Origin of the sequence: Gordonia sp. GONU (genome assembly GCF_024733855.1) — a bacterium.
In the GTDB taxonomy this organism is placed as follows: Bacteria; Actinomycetota; Actinomycetes; order Mycobacteriales; family Mycobacteriaceae; genus Gordonia; species Gordonia amicalis.
The window spans coordinates 63,947-77,557 of sequence record NZ_JANRHB010000003.1 but is presented as its reverse complement, the minus strand read 5'-3'; the positions used below and the strand labels follow the sequence as shown (position 1 = coordinate 77,557).

14 protein-coding genes are annotated in these 13,611 nt (G+C 67.7%); 4 read left to right on the top strand and 10 right to left on the bottom strand.

Features of this window, described 5'->3' with window-relative positions; all coding sequences use genetic code 11:
- Positions 1-3: 3 nt before the first annotated feature.
- From mftG to mftE, 3 genes are read right to left on the bottom strand one after another with little or no spacing between them, the layout of a single operon-like run.
- A complete protein-coding gene (gene mftG / locus NWF34_RS04010; RefSeq protein ID WP_258324273.1) occupies positions 4-1,353 on the bottom strand; it encodes a mycofactocin system GMC family oxidoreductase MftG in 1,350 nt (449 codons plus the stop codon).
- The gene (gene mftF, locus NWF34_RS04005; RefSeq protein WP_159404928.1) at positions 1,350-2,888 is read right to left on the bottom strand and encodes a mycofactocin biosynthesis glycosyltransferase MftF; all 1,539 of its coding nucleotides are present in this window, start codon (positions 2,886-2,888) and stop codon (positions 1,350-1,352) included. Before mftF ends, mftG begins: the two co-directional genes overlap by 4 nt.
- The gene (gene mftE / locus NWF34_RS04000; RefSeq protein WP_024497675.1) at positions 2,885-3,595 is read right to left on the bottom strand and encodes a mycofactocin biosynthesis peptidyl-dipeptidase MftE; all 711 of its coding nucleotides are present in this window, start codon (positions 3,593-3,595) and stop codon (positions 2,885-2,887) included. The genes mftF and mftE overlap by 4 nt, the downstream gene beginning before the upstream one ends.
- A gap of 178 nt (positions 3,596-3,773) precedes the next feature.
- Between mftE and NWF34_RS03995 the strand changes: the two genes are divergently transcribed.
- A complete protein-coding gene (locus NWF34_RS03995) occupies positions 3,774-4,883 on the top strand; it encodes a CaiB/BaiF CoA-transferase family protein (RefSeq protein WP_006434696.1) in 1,110 nt (369 codons plus the stop codon).
- 190 nt (positions 4,884-5,073) lie between these two features.
- Here NWF34_RS03995 and NWF34_RS03990 read toward each other — a convergent pair whose 3' ends face one another.
- The 5 genes from NWF34_RS03990 to mftA form a co-directional block, all read right to left on the bottom strand.
- A complete protein-coding gene (locus NWF34_RS03990; protein ID WP_024497673.1) occupies positions 5,074-5,886 on the bottom strand; it encodes a mycofactocin-coupled SDR family oxidoreductase in 813 nt (270 codons plus the stop codon).
- 136 nt (positions 5,887-6,022) lie between these two features.
- On the bottom strand, positions 6,023-7,219 hold the full coding sequence (gene mftD / locus NWF34_RS03985) for a pre-mycofactocin synthase MftD (protein ID WP_159404930.1): 1,197 nt from the start codon (positions 7,217-7,219) through the stop codon (positions 6,023-6,025).
- A 95-nt stretch (positions 7,220-7,314) separates the two neighbouring features.
- A complete protein-coding gene (gene mftC / locus NWF34_RS03980) occupies positions 7,315-8,607 on the bottom strand; it encodes a mycofactocin radical SAM maturase (protein ID WP_006434700.1) in 1,293 nt (430 codons plus the stop codon).
- A 70-nt stretch (positions 8,608-8,677) separates the two neighbouring features.
- Complete coding sequence (mftB, locus tag NWF34_RS03975; RefSeq protein WP_096274557.1) at positions 8,678-9,046, bottom strand: mycofactocin biosynthesis chaperone MftB; 369 nt, start codon at positions 9,044-9,046, stop codon at positions 8,678-8,680.
- Positions 9,046-9,153, bottom strand: a complete 108-nt coding sequence (gene mftA / locus NWF34_RS03970; RefSeq protein ID WP_096274559.1) for a mycofactocin precursor MftA — start codon at positions 9,151-9,153, stop codon at positions 9,046-9,048. Before mftA ends, mftB begins: the two co-directional genes overlap by 1 nt.
- 160 nt (positions 9,154-9,313) lie before the next feature.
- Between mftA and mftR the strand changes: the two genes are divergently transcribed.
- The 3 genes from mftR (at position 9,314) to NWF34_RS03955 (ending at position 11,568) form a co-directional block, all read left to right on the top strand.
- Positions 9,314-9,943 carry a mycofactocin system transcriptional regulator gene (gene mftR / locus NWF34_RS03965; RefSeq protein WP_096274561.1) on the top strand — a complete coding sequence of 210 codons (630 nt, stop codon included), beginning with the start codon at positions 9,314-9,316 and terminating at the stop codon, positions 9,941-9,943.
- Between the two features lie 127 nt (positions 9,944-10,070).
- Positions 10,071-11,129 carry a ferredoxin--NADP reductase gene (locus NWF34_RS03960; protein WP_096274564.1) on the top strand — a complete coding sequence of 353 codons (1,059 nt, stop codon included), beginning with the start codon at positions 10,071-10,073 and terminating at the stop codon, positions 11,127-11,129.
- Between the two features lie 100 nt (positions 11,130-11,229).
- Entirely contained in the window at positions 11,230-11,568 is a 339-nt protein-coding gene (locus tag NWF34_RS03955) for a DoxX-like family protein (protein ID WP_096275005.1), read from the top strand.
- Positions 11,569-11,587: 19 nt separating this feature from the next.
- Here the strand turns inward: NWF34_RS03955 and NWF34_RS03950 are convergent, their stop codons facing one another.
- Together NWF34_RS03950 and NWF34_RS03945 are read right to left on the bottom strand one after the other, a co-directional pair.
- The gene (locus NWF34_RS03950; protein ID WP_096274566.1) at positions 11,588-12,334 is read right to left on the bottom strand and encodes a DNA alkylation repair protein; all 747 of its coding nucleotides are present in this window, start codon (positions 12,332-12,334) and stop codon (positions 11,588-11,590) included.
- 5 nt (positions 12,335-12,339) lie between these two features.
- A complete protein-coding gene (locus tag NWF34_RS03945; RefSeq protein WP_096274568.1) occupies positions 12,340-13,545 on the bottom strand; it encodes an NAD(P)/FAD-dependent oxidoreductase in 1,206 nt (401 codons plus the stop codon).
- Positions 13,546-13,611 lie beyond the last annotated feature (66 nt).

Here is a 13,611-nt window from a genome sequence, read left to right as displayed (position 1 = left end):
ACCCTAGATCCGTGACGCTATGTGCACCGCCATCATCATGATCGTGGCATGCGGACCGCTGTGGCCGCCGGTGGGCAGGATCGACCCGTCGACGATGCGCAACCCCTCGGTCCCGTACACGGCGCCGAGTGCGTCGGTCCACACACCCATCGGCATGGTGCCCCACGCATGCTGGGAGAACCCGGGCACCGCGGCCACCGAGACGCTGCCCGGCACGACGATGCCGGCGAAGTCGGGCGAACGCAGCATCTCCACGACGCGGTCGGCACCCGCACGCATCGATGCGGTGGCCTCGGGCGACGGTTCGCCGAACTCGAGTCGGACCCGTCCCCGGTCGGCGACGAGCTTCACCGGCGACCGGCGCATCGCGGTCACCTCGACCATCGTCCCACTGGGCGGCACGCCCTCGATGTAGACCGCGAAATCATCTCGATAACAACGGATCTCGAGTCCATCGACGGTGTGGAGCACGGTCGGCAGCACCATACCGGGTTCGGCCGGATCCGTCCGCCGATAAGAGACGACCAACCCGCGATGCTCACCGGCCTCCAGAAACCCCGCCCCACCGAGCACCTCGAGATCCGAACCGAGCAGGAGCCGCGCGGTGCCCAGGGTGCCGGCGGCGAGTATCACCTCACCGGCGCTCACGGCGAACCGGTCGGTCGCGACACCGGTGACGCGCCGCCCGTCGGAGACCTCGAGCCGTCGGACCTCACAGTCGGCCACGACACGGAGGTTCGGCCGGCGGAGGGCCGGCTCGAGATAGGCCTCGGCCGCGGTCCGGCGCAGCATCCCGGACCGGTTGCCGAGCACCCGGTTCACGCCGATGACCGGCCACCGGACACCGAGCGGCCGAGTCACCCCCCGCGACGACCAATACCGCTCGAAAGCCGTTCCGGCATCGCCGAGTTCGTCGTCGGACACCGGAGAGACGCCCATCGTACCGTCGCTTCCGTCCAGCTCGGAGTAGGCGGCGTCGATCGCCTCGAGGCCCCAACCTTCCGGCCAGTCCGCGAAGTCGTCCTGGTGCCAGCGGAGGAAGTAGCCGCCGTTGACCACCGAGGAACCACCGACCGCACATCCCCGCGCCGCGGTCAGACCGTCGAGATCGGTGGCGTGCCGGACCGCGTAGGGCGCGCGGTCGCCGATCGGGAGACGCCGGAGGTCCCGGTCTTCCGGTCCCGGCCAGCGCCCGGGTCCCCGCTCGAGCAGCACGACGTCGCGCCCGGATTCCCTCGACAGCTTCTCCGCGAGGACGCATCCCGCGCTCCCGGCACCGACGATGACGACATCCGCGGTCAGACGACCATTGTCGGCCGACTTCAGCGCGGGATGGCGGGATCGACGGGTCATCGGGAGATGACCGGGCGCAATGCCTCCGCGTCTCGGTGGGTGATGACGCCCTGCCACAGACCCGCACCGTAGGCCAGATCGTCGAGGCGACGCATCACCAGATAACGGAACGGGCCCAGGGCCGGCGGGGTCGTCGGGTCCGCGAGCAGGTCCCGGAACCAGGACACCACCCCCTCGACGACCGCCACCTGGACCACGAGTATGCGGAAGCGTCTCGACACCAGAGCCATCAGCAATGCCACCGGCCAGTAGTGCCGGCAGATCGCATCGGCCGCCTGCAGTAACCCGAACCCGGCCGCTCGTCCGGTCAGTTGCGCCGAGACGAGAGGTGCCGAGGGCAGATCGCCCAACCGCTTGCGGAGCCGGGTCGCGAGGTGGGTCAGGATGAGCATCGCCAGCGCGGTGCCGAAGCGGGTTCGCGACAGCAGTGCGACGACGGCCGCGGCCATCGGCACCGACAACACCAGCGGGGCGGCTCGATCGCCGTGACGTGCCGCGAGGTGGGCGGCCCCGGTTCCGTAGAAGCATCGGCGAGACAGCACCGAACGCAGGTCGGTGCGGTGGTCGTGGGCCACCCGCGCGACCGGGTCGTAGCGGATCCGCCATCCCGCGGCATGCATGCGCCAGCACGCGTCGACATCCTCGGCCACCCGGAGCGACTCGTCGAATCCACAGAATGCACTGCGCCGCACCACGATTGCCGCGCTGGGGACGTATGGGACCCGGGTCGAGGGCAGGACCGCCGACTCCTCCGGCCCCATGTCCAGGGACGACCAGCCGTTCTCGTAACGCTCCGCCAGCGAGGACGACTCGTCAGCCGATCGGAGGCCGACGATGCGAGGGGCCACGACCCCCACCGTCGGGTCGGAGAAGTGGGTCAGCAGCACGGTCAGCCAGTCCGGGTCGGGAACGACGTCGGAGTCGAGGAAGGCCACGAAATCGGTGGTGGCGGCCGCCGCCCCGGCGTTCCGGGCAGCGGCCGGACCACGATTGTCCTCGAAGCGGATCACACGAACGCCGGGCCGCTCGGCCACGATCGGGACGTCCGAGCCGTCGTCGACGACCACGACCGTCAGACCGTCGAGGGCATCGAGCAACCGGTCGACACCGGCCTGGTTGTCCTTGACCGGCACCACCACGGTGACATCGGCGGGTTGCGGCCCGAACATCGGACGGGGGTTGGCGATCCCGGCGTCGAGAAGTGCACGCGCGAGACGGCGGGTCACGTTGTCGCACACCTCGATTCGACCGTCATCGGAAGTCATCCCGAGCGCGGTGTCCGACATGCGCAGCAGTCGCGTCGGAGATCCGCCGACGAGATACCGGAAGTCACCGCCGCGCGCGGAGCGCAGATCGATCTGAACCTGGAAACCGTCGGGCAGATCAGTGCGGTTCTCCGGCGCCGCTTCCTCCGACGTGCCGGCGCCCTCATCTACGTTTTCGTCCGAAACCGATTGTGCACCAACGGCTTCTTCGCCACTGATGCCCTGGGCCGTGGCGCCGCCGCGGGGTGCGGAATCGTCGAGCGCGGTCATCCGATCCGCCCCTGCTCGTCGACCTCCCAGGAGACAAGCGCGGCAGCGAGTCGATCGGTCACCTCGGCCACCAGTCGACGTCCCTCGTCGGCGGTGGCCTCGGTGGGATCTCCCAGCACGCCGTTCGGGCTGACCGCGGCGACACCTCCCTCACGCATGACCGGCAGAAGTGCGCCGACCGGCTCGCGATTGCCGGCGGCCGCCCGTGCGGGGTCGACCAACGACGGCGAGACATGCAGCAGCACAGAGGTTTCAGTGAATCCGGCATGCGCATCCGCCCCTGGGAAGGCACAAGGGAACCAGGCGGCATCACGCCCCTCGTACCGGAGTCGGGTCACCGCGTCGATCAACGTCCGAGTGTTACCGCCGTGTCCGTTGACGAACACGATGCGTCTGGCCCATCTGCAGGCGCTGCGCCCGTATTCGACGAGCATCCCGCGAAGAGCGTCATGCCCGATGGAGATCGTCCCGGCGAAGCCTTCGTGTTCGCCGCTCGCGCCGTAGTTGAGGTCCGGCGCGCGGAGGATGTCGGAATCCCCGAGGCGCTCGCAGACGACGTCGGCCACCGCCGCGGCGATACGCGTGTCGGTGTCCAGAGGCAGGTGCGGACCGTGTTGCTCGACAGAACCGAGGGGTACCACGAGAGTGATCACCTTCCCATCGAGGTCCGGCCAGCTGCACTGCCCCAGCGTCGACGGTCCTGTCATCTGACCAATGCTAGCCATCGCGCCCTCAAGCTTCTGCCCCTCGGCCCAAAAACAGGAAGAAAAACGCGCCGAAATTGTCGTGCCGCCCGGCTTGACGAGCGTTCGATCGGTTGTGGAATGCTAATGCCTACGCGTGACGCCTGACACAGGTGGCAGTACAACGACCGGAGGACGACACATGAGCAGTACGACACCCCATAACAGTGGAAAACCCGGCCCACTCAGTTCGATCCGGGTCATCGAGTTCGCCGGCATCGGTCCGGGACCCCATGCGGCCATGTTGCTCGCCGATCTGGGTGCCGACGTGGTCCGGGTCCAGCGCCCCGGTTCACTCCCCAAGCCGGGCGTGAACGCCGATGCGCTGTTGCGCGGGCGTCGCGTCGTCGAGGCAAACCTGAAGGACGAGACCGATCGTGCGACGATCCTCGACCTGGTGGCCAAGGCCGACGTCATCCTCGAGGGTTTCCGCCCCGGCGTCATGGAGCGTCTCGGATTCGGGCCCGACGACCTCACCGAGGTCAATCCCGGCCTCGTCTACGGCCGGATGACCGGCTGGGGCCAGGACGGCCCCCGCGCGAACCTCGCCGGCCACGACATCAACTACATCTCGCTCACCGGTCTGCTCCACGCGATCGGCCGCAAGGATGATCGTCCGGTGCCGCCGCTCAACCTCGCGGGCGACTTCGGCGGCGGATCCATGTTCCTCGTCGTGGGCGTGCTGGCCGCACTGCTCGAGCGCGGCATCTCCGGCAAGGGGCAGGTCGTCGACGCAGCGATGGTCGACGGCGCTTCCGTTCTGGGACAGATGATGTGGGCGTTCCGCGGCACCGGCCTGTGGAGTGACACACGCGGCACCAACATGCTCGACACCGGCGCCCCCTACTACGAGGTCTACGAGACCTCGGACGGCAAGTACATGGCCGTCGGCGCCATCGAGCCGCAGTTCTACGCCGAGCTGCTGAAGGGCCTCGGCCTGGCCGACGCCGACCTTCCGGCACAGAACGACATCGCGAACTGGGGCAAGCTGAAGGAGATCTTCACCGAGACCTTCAAGTCCCGCACCCGCGACGAGTGGGCCAAGGTCTTCGACGGCACCGACGCCTGCACCTCGCCGGTGCTGACCTTCGCCGAGGCGCCCGGCGACCCGCACATGGCCGCCCGCGCCAACCTCGTCGACATCGACGGGGTCACCCAGGCACAGGTCGCCCCGCGCTTCTCGCGCACCCAGCCGGAGACCCCGGCCGGACCCGCCACCGAGGCCGTCGACCCGAAGACCCTCTGGGCCTGATCCGGCACCACGGAGAATCGCCACTCCCCGGACGGATGCGCTGGTTCCAGCCGGCGCTCCTGAATGGGAAGTGGCGATTTTCGTTTCTCACGATTCGCTTCGTGACGATCTCGCTCCCTGAGGTGCGAGGAGCGTAGCGACCTCCCGCGCTCCCTGAGGTGCGAGGAGCGTAGCGACGAGCCTCGAAGGGTCAGACCTTCGAGTGCCCCATGTCGATCTGGAACTCGGCACCGGTGATGCCCTTGGCGCTGTCGGAGGCCAGATACAGCACGGCATCGGAGATCTCGTCGAGCGACGCGACCGGGTGGTAGTCCAGGATCGACGTGAAATGCGGGTTGACCCAAGGAATCCCGAAGATGCGATGTGCCTCGGTGTCGGCCACGCCCATCGGGGTGTCCACCGCGTAGGGGTGCACGCTGTTGACCCGGATGCGATGGTGGCCGAGCTCCTTCGCGGCCGTCTGCGCCAGACCGACCAGGCCGTGCTTCGACGCCGAATACGACGCCTGCAGGGGCATCGCCTTCAGCCCGGCGACGGAGCTGATGATGGCGATCGAACCGCCGTTACCGGCCTCGAGCATCGCCGGGACCGTGGCCTTCAGCGTCTTCCAGGCGCCGACGAGGTTGATGTCGACGACGTCGGTGAACTGTTCCTCGGACAGCTCCCACACCTTGCCCCAGGTGAGCACGCCCGCATTGGCGATCACGTGGTCCAGCCGTCCGAACTGTTCGACGGCATCCGCGACGAGCTGCTGCTGGAAGCCCAGGTCACGCGTATCTCCCTGCCGCGCAAGGATCTTACCCCCGACGCCCTCGACGAGCCGGATGGTCTCGGCGAGGTCCTCGGCGGTGGCGGGCGGATAGGTCGCGTGGTCGATGATCGGACCCGCGATGTCGAGACCGACGATCGCGGCTCCCTCCCGGGCGAACCGGACCGCGTGATTGCGGCCCTGACCACGGGCGATGCCGGTGATGTAGACGACCTTGCCGTCGAACTGTCCCATGGCAGAACTGTAACACGTTCTAGTTCTGCCCACGTTCTAGTTCTACCCACATCCGGTCCGGCACCGAGAGGCGTTCACGAACTCGCCCGCCGACCGGAGATCCGGTCGGCGGGCGGGAATCGGCGGGTGCGACGCGTCAGGCGCCGAAGGACCTGGTGAAGTCGTCGGGGATGATCAGGTCGTCGGCCGAGAGCTCATGCACGCTCCTGTGCCCCAGACCCATCAGCACGCCGTCGAGCCCCATGCGCATGAGGTCGAGGACGTTCTCGACGCCGGCCTGGCCGTTGGCAGCGAGACCCCAGAGGTACGCCCGGCCGATCATCACAGCCCGGGCACCCAGCGCGAGCGCCTTGGCCACGTCACTACCGCGACGGATGCCGCCGTCGAGAAGCACCTCGATGTCGTCGCCGACCGCGCTGGCGATGTCGGGCAGCAAGCGGATGGTCGCGGGGGTGCCGTCGAGGTTGTTGCCGCCGTGGTTGGAGACCGAGATGGCCGACGCACCGATGTCGACCGCGCGCTTGGCGTCGTCGAGCCGGGTGATGCCCTTGACCATGAACGGACCGTCCCAGTGCTCACGTAGCCACTGCAGGTCTTCCCACGTGGGCGGCGGGGTGCCCATCCACTCGCCGTAGGCACCGAAGAAGGTCGGGCCGGGGACGCCCTGCGGGGTGAGGTTGGGCGCCGTGAGATCAGGGATGACGACCTTGCCGCCCTTGACCCAGTCCAGCGCGTAGCGCGGCTTGACCGCGATCTCCGGACCCAGACGCACGAGCGCCTTCAGGTTCACCTTCTCCGGGATCTCCGGACTGCCCCAGTCGCGTCCGACGTTGAAGACCCAGTCGGTGGTGACGATCAGCCCTTTGGCGCCGGCCGCCTTCGCCCGCTCGGCCCGCCGGAGGATGTCCTCACGGCTGCCGAGCCAGTAGATCTGGAAGAAGACCTTGTCGTTGACCGCGGTCACCTCTTCGACGGCGTGGGAGGCGAAACTCGACAAGCCCATCGCGGTACCGCGGGCGGCCGCTGCACGTGCGACGGCGACCTCACCGTCCGGATCGACGGCCTGGACACCGGTCGGCGAGATCATGACCGGGAAGGAGAGCTCCTGCCCCATCACCGACGTGGTCATCTCCCGCTCCGGCTGGGCACCGACAACGTGTGGTGCCCAACCCAATTCGGAAAAGGCCTGCACGTTGTCGTCGAGGGTCACACCGGCCTGGGTGCCGGCGACCAGCGATGCGTAGACCGACTTCGGCAGCCGTTTCTTCGCACGACGCTGAGCCTCGGTGACCGTTTCGAACCAGGGGTTTCTCGCCCAGGGGTTGAGAGCCATTCTCTTACTCACTCACTCTTCTCGGATGCGGGCCGTCGCCCGCGGGATATGTTCGATGCCCCGCGATGACTCGACACACGGTGGGGCCGCATGGATTACCGCGCGGCGGGGGTGAACCCGGCCAGCGGGTTCTCGTCACAGGACTTGGTGGGTCGTCCACCCACCGGGGTCAGGTCGCCGTCGGGGCGACGGGTCATCAGCGTCAGGGGGGTGCCGCGCGAATGATCCTTGTTGGCCGTCGGTTTGGTGCGATCGCCGGCGAGCAGTTCTTCGCCGTAACCCTGCACGCACTCGGGGTCCGGTCCGGCCAGCGGCAGGCCGGTGAAGAACTTGGCCGCCATGCAGCCACCGCGGCAGGCGTCGAAGTGCGCACACTTGGTGCAGGCACCGGCGTTCTGCGGCTCGCGCAACTCGGTGAACAGATCCGAACGCTGCCAGATCTCCTGGAATCCGCCGTCGGACAAGATGTTGCCGGCGAGGAAGTTCTCGTGGATCGCGAACGGGCAGGCGTACACGTCGCCCACCGGGTCGATCAGGCACACCACGCGCCCGGCACCGCAGAGATTGAGGCCGGGCAGGCCGCCGCCGGAATCCCCGCCGAAGGCCGACAGGTGGAAGAACGAGTCACCGGTCAGCACACGATCCCCGTGGGCGACAAGCCAGTCATAGAGTTCGCGCTGCTGCTCGGGCAGCGGGTGCAGGTCGTCCCAGACGTCGGCGCCACGGCCGGACGGACGCAGCCGGGTGATGCGCAGGGTGGCGTTGTAGCGGTCGGCGAGTGCCTTGAACTCGTCGAGCTGCGCGACGTTCTGCCGGGTCATGACGACGCTGATCTTGGCGTCGGCGAACCCGGCCTCGGCCAGGTTCTCGAGCGCCCGGACCGCCATGTCGAAAGAACCCGGGCCGCGCACGGCGTCGTTGACCTCCGCGGTCGCGCCGTCGAGCGAGATCTGAACGTCGACGTAATCCGATGCCGCGAGCCGCGCCGCGACCTTCTTGTCGATGCGCAAACCGTTGGTGGAGAACTTGACTCCCACCTGATGGCTGGTGGCGTAGTCGACGAGTTCCCAGAAATCCGGGCGGACGGTCGGCTCGCCGCCGCCGATGTTCACGTAGAAGACCTGCATGCGCTGCAGTTCGTCGATGATCGCCTTGCACTGTTCGGTCGACAGCTCGCGCGGGTCGCGCTTGCCGGACGACGACAGGCAGTGCACGCACGCCAGGTTGCAGGCGTAGGTGAGCTCCCAGGTCAGGCAGATCGGTGCGTCGAGGCCGCGCTCGAACTGGTCGACGAGGCGTCCGACCTTGGGCACCTGGTCGGCGGGCGCGCTCGGACGCTCGGAGGTCACGAGTTCGGCTGCGGTGGGCGGCATCTCGATGGTCGTCATCGTGTCGGTCCTAGGGTCGGGGCTGAATGCGGGGTGTCGATCGGGGCTGGCGATCGGGACGGATTCTGGATCAGGCCGCGCGGGGCGTGATCATCGCGCTGTCGGCCAGCGCCCTGAGCGCCTGCACATACAGCGGACGCTGCGCGGGCGTGATCCCCGCGGCGAGAAGGGCTGCCTCGGCGGAGTCGTGATCGGCGAGGGACTGCACGATTCCCACCACCGTGAGGTTCTTGAGGAAGGACAGCTTACGGGTACCGAAGTGGTACAGCAGGGCGCCGAAGGGCTCGGGGCGCAGCGCCACCTTCGGGTTGAGCTCCCACGCGACGAACGTGTCGAAGCCGGCTCGGGAATCGGGGGAATCGGGACCGGGGGTGTCGAACCGGACCCCGGCGACCGCAGAACGGCCGCCGGAGGTCGGATTCGATGTCGGGGCAGACATCAGTAGACCCCGCACATCCCATCGATCGACACCTCTTCGACGAGCGACTCGGCGATGAGTTCGGTCTCGTTCGAGTTTCCAGCGGTAGCGGCGGACTGGTCGGCCATGATCCATACCTCCTGATCTTCTTAGTGACTCGGATCACGAAGGACTATAGTGGCACTCAGTGCAGATTTCTACTGCTAGAGCAAAGCTGCCCGTTCGGGCAGGTGATCCGCACGTGTTCCGTCGGCCGCGCGGAAGTGCATCCCATATGGTGAGGTCTCGATGACGTCGACAACACAGCAGGACGCGAACCCGGGGCGCACCGCGCCCGGGCGACGCCCGATCTCCTCGCGCGCGCGGATCAGCGCGCTCGCGATCAGCCTGTTCACCACGCGGGGCTTCGAGGAGACCAGCGTCGACGACATCGCCGAGGCCGCGGGCATCGCGCGCCGCACACTGTTCCGGTACTACTCGTCGAAGAACGAGATCCCTTGGGGAGAGTTCGACGACCACCTCGGCGAATTGCGCGGACTTCTCGCACAGATACCCACCGACATCCCCATGGCCGACGCCCTCGTCGATGCGCTGGTCGCTTTCAACCGGGTGCCACCGGAGGAACTCGAGAACCATCGCAGGCGCATGTCCCTGCTGCTCGGAGTTCCGGCGCTCCAAGCGCATTCGATGATCATGTATGCCGATTGGCGCCATGTCATCGCCGGGTTCTGCGCAGCCCGACTCGGCCTGGACGAGAACGACCACATCCCCCAGACGATCGGCTGGCTGTGCCTGGGCGCGGCCCTCGCCGCCTACGAGCAGTGGCTGGCCGACCCCGATGCCGACCTCGAGGCACTCATCGCCGCCGGTGCGCGGACCGTCGCGAACGGGGTCGCGTCACTCGCCCGGACGGCATGACCACCGCGGCGACTACGCTGGCGACGGCATGGCCTCGTGGGACGCCCACAGATTGGGCTATCCTGAAGTAGAACGTGTTCTAATTCGGTCCGGTTCAACCCGGTCCTCGACGTCGGAGAGCTGCTACATGTCTGACCTGACCCCTCATGGCTCACGAAGCGTGATCCTCACGGTGGCCGAGGTGATCGATGAGACGTCCGATGCCAAATCCATCGCCTTCGAGGTCCCCGAGACGTCGTCGGCCGCCTTCACCGACTACAAGCCGGGGCAGTTCCTCACGCTCCGCATCCCCAGTGAGCAGACCGGGTCGGTGGCCCGCTGCTACTCCCTGGCATCGTCGCCGTACACCGACGCCCGTCCCAAGGTGACCGTGAAGCGCACCGTCGACGGCTACGGGTCCAACTGGGTGTGCGACAACCTCTCCCCCGGTTCCCAGGTCGAGGTGCTGCCCCCGTCCGGGGTCTTCACGCCGAAGTCCTACAACGACCCGCTGCTGCTCATCGCCGCCGGCAGCGGCGTGACGCCGGTGATGTCGATCCTCAAGGCGGCGTTGAAGAAGAGCGACGCGCCGATCGTCTTCTTCTACGCCAATCGCAGCGAGGACGACGTGATCTTCGCCGCCGAGCTGCGCGACCTGCTCCACGCGCACGCCGACCGCCTCACCGTCGTCCATTGGCTCGAGACCCTGCAGGGGCTGCCCACCGCGGCAGCCCTGACATCGGTGTTCGCGCCGTACTCGACCACCCACACCGCCTACATGTGCGGTCCCGGACCGTTCATGGACGCCGTCCACAAAGCCTTGGCGCAGGCGAACTTTCCGCACCACAACGTCCACACCGAGGTCTACAACTCGCTGTCCGGCGACCCGTTCGCCGACGTCGAACTCGAGGAGGTCAGCGAGGAGGACCAGGCTTCCGCGGCCACCGTCGAGGTCGAACTCGACGGCGAGACCCACACTCTGAGCTGGCCGCGCAAGCGCACCCTGATCGAAATCATGCTGGCAGCCGGGCTCGACGCCCCGTACTCCTGCCAGGAGGGCGAGTGCGGTTCGTGCGCATGCACTCTCACCGAGGGCACCGTCGACATGGACAACGCCGGCGCGCTCGACCCCGAGGACATCGAGGACGGTTACATCCTGGGCTGCCAGGCACATCCGACCTCGGATTCACTCAAGATCGAATTCTGACCGGCAGTTCCGACCATCGAAGGGGAGCACCGACGTGACGACCATCCTCAGTTCCCGGCGTGAACGCTCCCGATTCAGTCCGGCGCAGCTCGCCCGCGGTATGGCCGTGATGCTCCTCGGTATCGGGGCACTCCACTTCGTGGCACCCAAACCGTTCGACGAGATCATCCCGGAGGAGATCCCCGGCGACCCGCGAACACTGACGTATCTGTCCGGGGTTGCCGAGATCGGCTTGGGCGCCGGACTTCTCGTGCCACGGACCCGCCGCCTCTCCGGTGCGCTGGCGGCGCTGCTGTTCCTCGCCGTCTACCCCGCGAACCTCAACATGGTGCGGATCTGGTGGGACAAACCGCTGCCATACCGGGTCGCCGCACTGGCGCGCCTGCCGTTTCAGTTCCCGATGATCTGGGCGGCGATACGCGTGGCGCGCGAGAGCTGATCCTCTCCTCGGCGTCTCCTCACCTCAGCGCACGGAAGTGCGCGCGCTCCTCGGGCGTCCGGTGTTCGATCGCGTAACTCAGTGCGGTGCGGCCCATTCGGGCGGCATTCTCCTCGAGGTACGCCAGAAGTGTCTGCTCGTCGACGCGCTTACCGATCTCGCGAAGCATCCACCCGAAGGCCTTCTGGATGAGGTCCCGCGGGTCGTCCCGGACGAGTGGCGCCACCGACAGAAGCACTGATGCGTCAGCGTGTTTGATGTGGGCGAAGGTCGCGATGATCCCCACGCGTCGCCGCCAGAGGTCGCCGTCGGCGGCGTGGGCGAGGATGACGTCGATGTCGCCCCGCCGGCGGCAGTATTCGCCGAGGACGGAATCGGCGGACGAGTCCACGAGATCCCAGTTGTTCACCCGTCCCCGACGGACCGCGTCGAGGTACAGACCGACCCACCCCGCAGCCTCGTCCCAATCCGGGCCCGAGCGCGGCCGCAGGGCCCGTTCGAACTCGCCGCGCAGCAGGAACAAGGCGATGAGCCGATGCTCGTGAACCGGCGAGTCCAGAAGCGCGACAACCTCATCAGCGCCGATGCCACGGAAGCGTTTGGCGATCGCCCGTTGCTGGGGCACGCGCAGGCCGAGGAATTCGTCACCCTCCCCGTAGCCGCCGGGCCGGACCTGGAAGAACCGCGCCAGGTCGACCGCACACTGGGGATCGGCGATCTCGGCCGCCGCCGCGCGTACCGAAGCGGCGTTCAACTCGGCGCCCACCGACGCTACAGCAGATCGGCGATGGGCGTCGGTGTCTGGAGTTTCGATCGGGTCTTCATGACGGCACCGACCTTGCCCGCACCGACGACGCCGGTGAGGACGCCATCGCGGCTGTAGTAAGCCACGAACTTCTTGCCGTCGTCGTCGACGACGTGCACGGTGTCGTCGGCGCGTGGGGAACCGAGCACCTGGATCTTCAGATCGAACTGGTCGCTCCAGAAGTACGAGACCCCGGCGGTGACGGCGTCGCCACCGGCGATCTGGTGGGCGACGACGGAGGCCTGTTCGACCGTGTGGTTCCAGTGCTCGACACGGTGCGGGGTGCCGTCCTGGTCTCGCCAGTTGGCGACGTCGCCAACTGCGTAGACGTTCTCGGCACTGGTGTGTCCGGTTGCATCGCAGGCGATCCCGCCACCCGCTTCGCGCGGCGCGAGTTCGATCCCGGAACCGTCGAGATAGCCGGTCACCGGTGTCGATCCGATACCGACGACCACGATGTCCGCGGACAGTTCGGTGCCGTCGTCGAGCTTGACCGCGGTGACCTTCGGTCCGGTCGGGTCCTCGACGACGACGATCTCGGCAACGCCGACCCCGGTGCGCAGGTCGACCCCGTTGGCGGTGTGGAGGCGTGAGACCAGCGTGCCGATCTCTTCACCGAGAGCCACCGCGAGCGGAGTGGGGGCGGGCTCGACGAGGCTCACGCTCAACCCTCGGGAGGTGAGGCTCGCGGCCACCTCGCAGCCGATGAACCCGGCACCGATCACCACAGCGGTCGAGGCGGCATCGATCTCGCCGCGCAACGCCACCGCGTCGTCGTAGGTCCGGATCATGTGCACGCCGGCCACGGCGTCGGCAAGACCCGGGAACGGTCGCGGGTTCAGCCCCGTGGCCAGGACCAGCGTGTCGTAGGCGAGAGTGTCGCCGGATGCCAGCGTGATGGTCTTTCCTGCCGGCGACACCGAGGTCACCGCGGAACCCAGGCGAAGGGTGATGCCGGATTCGCCGTAGAACTCCTCGGGTTTGAGGTCGACCCGATCGTCTTTGCCGAGCAGGACAGACTTCGACAGCGGTGGACGGTCGTAGGGCGGATGATCCTCGGCCCCCACCAGGGTGATCGGATCGGTGAACCCGTGGTTGCGGAGGCTCTCCGCAACCCTGATCCCACCCAGGCCCGCCCCGACGACCACGACGCCCGCGCCTGATCCACTCATCTTCGTCCTCTCTCACCGCGGACACCGTTCAACTCGGAATGCCCGACGACATTCCGAGGACAGTGC

Excerpts from the sequence above, each read along its gene's own strand:
- mftG (WP_258324273.1), bottom strand. The coding sequence starts at position 1,353 with ATGACCCGTCGATCCCGCCATCCCGCGCTGAAGTCGGCCGACAATGGT.
- mftF (WP_159404928.1), bottom strand. The coding sequence starts at position 2,888 with ATGACCGCGCTCGACGATTCCGCACCCCGCGGCGGCGCCACGGCCCAG.
- mftE (WP_024497675.1), bottom strand. The coding sequence starts at position 3,595 with ATGACAGGACCGTCGACGCTGGGGCAGTGCAGCTGGCCGGACCTCGAT.
- NWF34_RS03995 (WP_006434696.1), top strand. The coding sequence starts at position 3,774 with ATGAGCAGTACGACACCCCATAACAGTGGAAAACCCGGCCCACTCAGT.
- NWF34_RS03990 (WP_024497673.1), bottom strand. The coding sequence starts at position 5,886 with ATGGGACAGTTCGACGGCAAGGTCGTCTACATCACCGGCATCGCCCGT.
- mftD (WP_159404930.1), bottom strand. The coding sequence starts at position 7,219 with ATGGCTCTCAACCCCTGGGCGAGAAACCCCTGGTTCGAAACGGTCACC.
- mftC (WP_006434700.1), bottom strand. The coding sequence starts at position 8,607 with ATGACGACCATCGAGATGCCGCCCACCGCAGCCGAACTCGTGACCTCC.
- mftB (WP_096274557.1), bottom strand. The coding sequence starts at position 9,046 with ATGTCTGCCCCGACATCGAATCCGACCTCCGGCGGCCGTTCTGCGGTC.
- mftA (WP_096274559.1), bottom strand. The coding sequence starts at position 9,153 with ATGGCCGACCAGTCCGCCGCTACCGCTGGAAACTCGAACGAGACCGAA.
- mftR (WP_096274561.1), top strand. The coding sequence starts at position 9,314 with ATGACGTCGACAACACAGCAGGACGCGAACCCGGGGCGCACCGCGCCC.
- NWF34_RS03960 (WP_096274564.1), top strand. The coding sequence starts at position 10,071 with ATGTCTGACCTGACCCCTCATGGCTCACGAAGCGTGATCCTCACGGTG.
- NWF34_RS03955 (WP_096275005.1), top strand. The coding sequence starts at position 11,230 with ATGGCCGTGATGCTCCTCGGTATCGGGGCACTCCACTTCGTGGCACCC.
- NWF34_RS03945 (WP_096274568.1), bottom strand. The coding sequence starts at position 13,545 with ATGAGTGGATCAGGCGCGGGCGTCGTGGTCGTCGGGGCGGGCCTGGGT.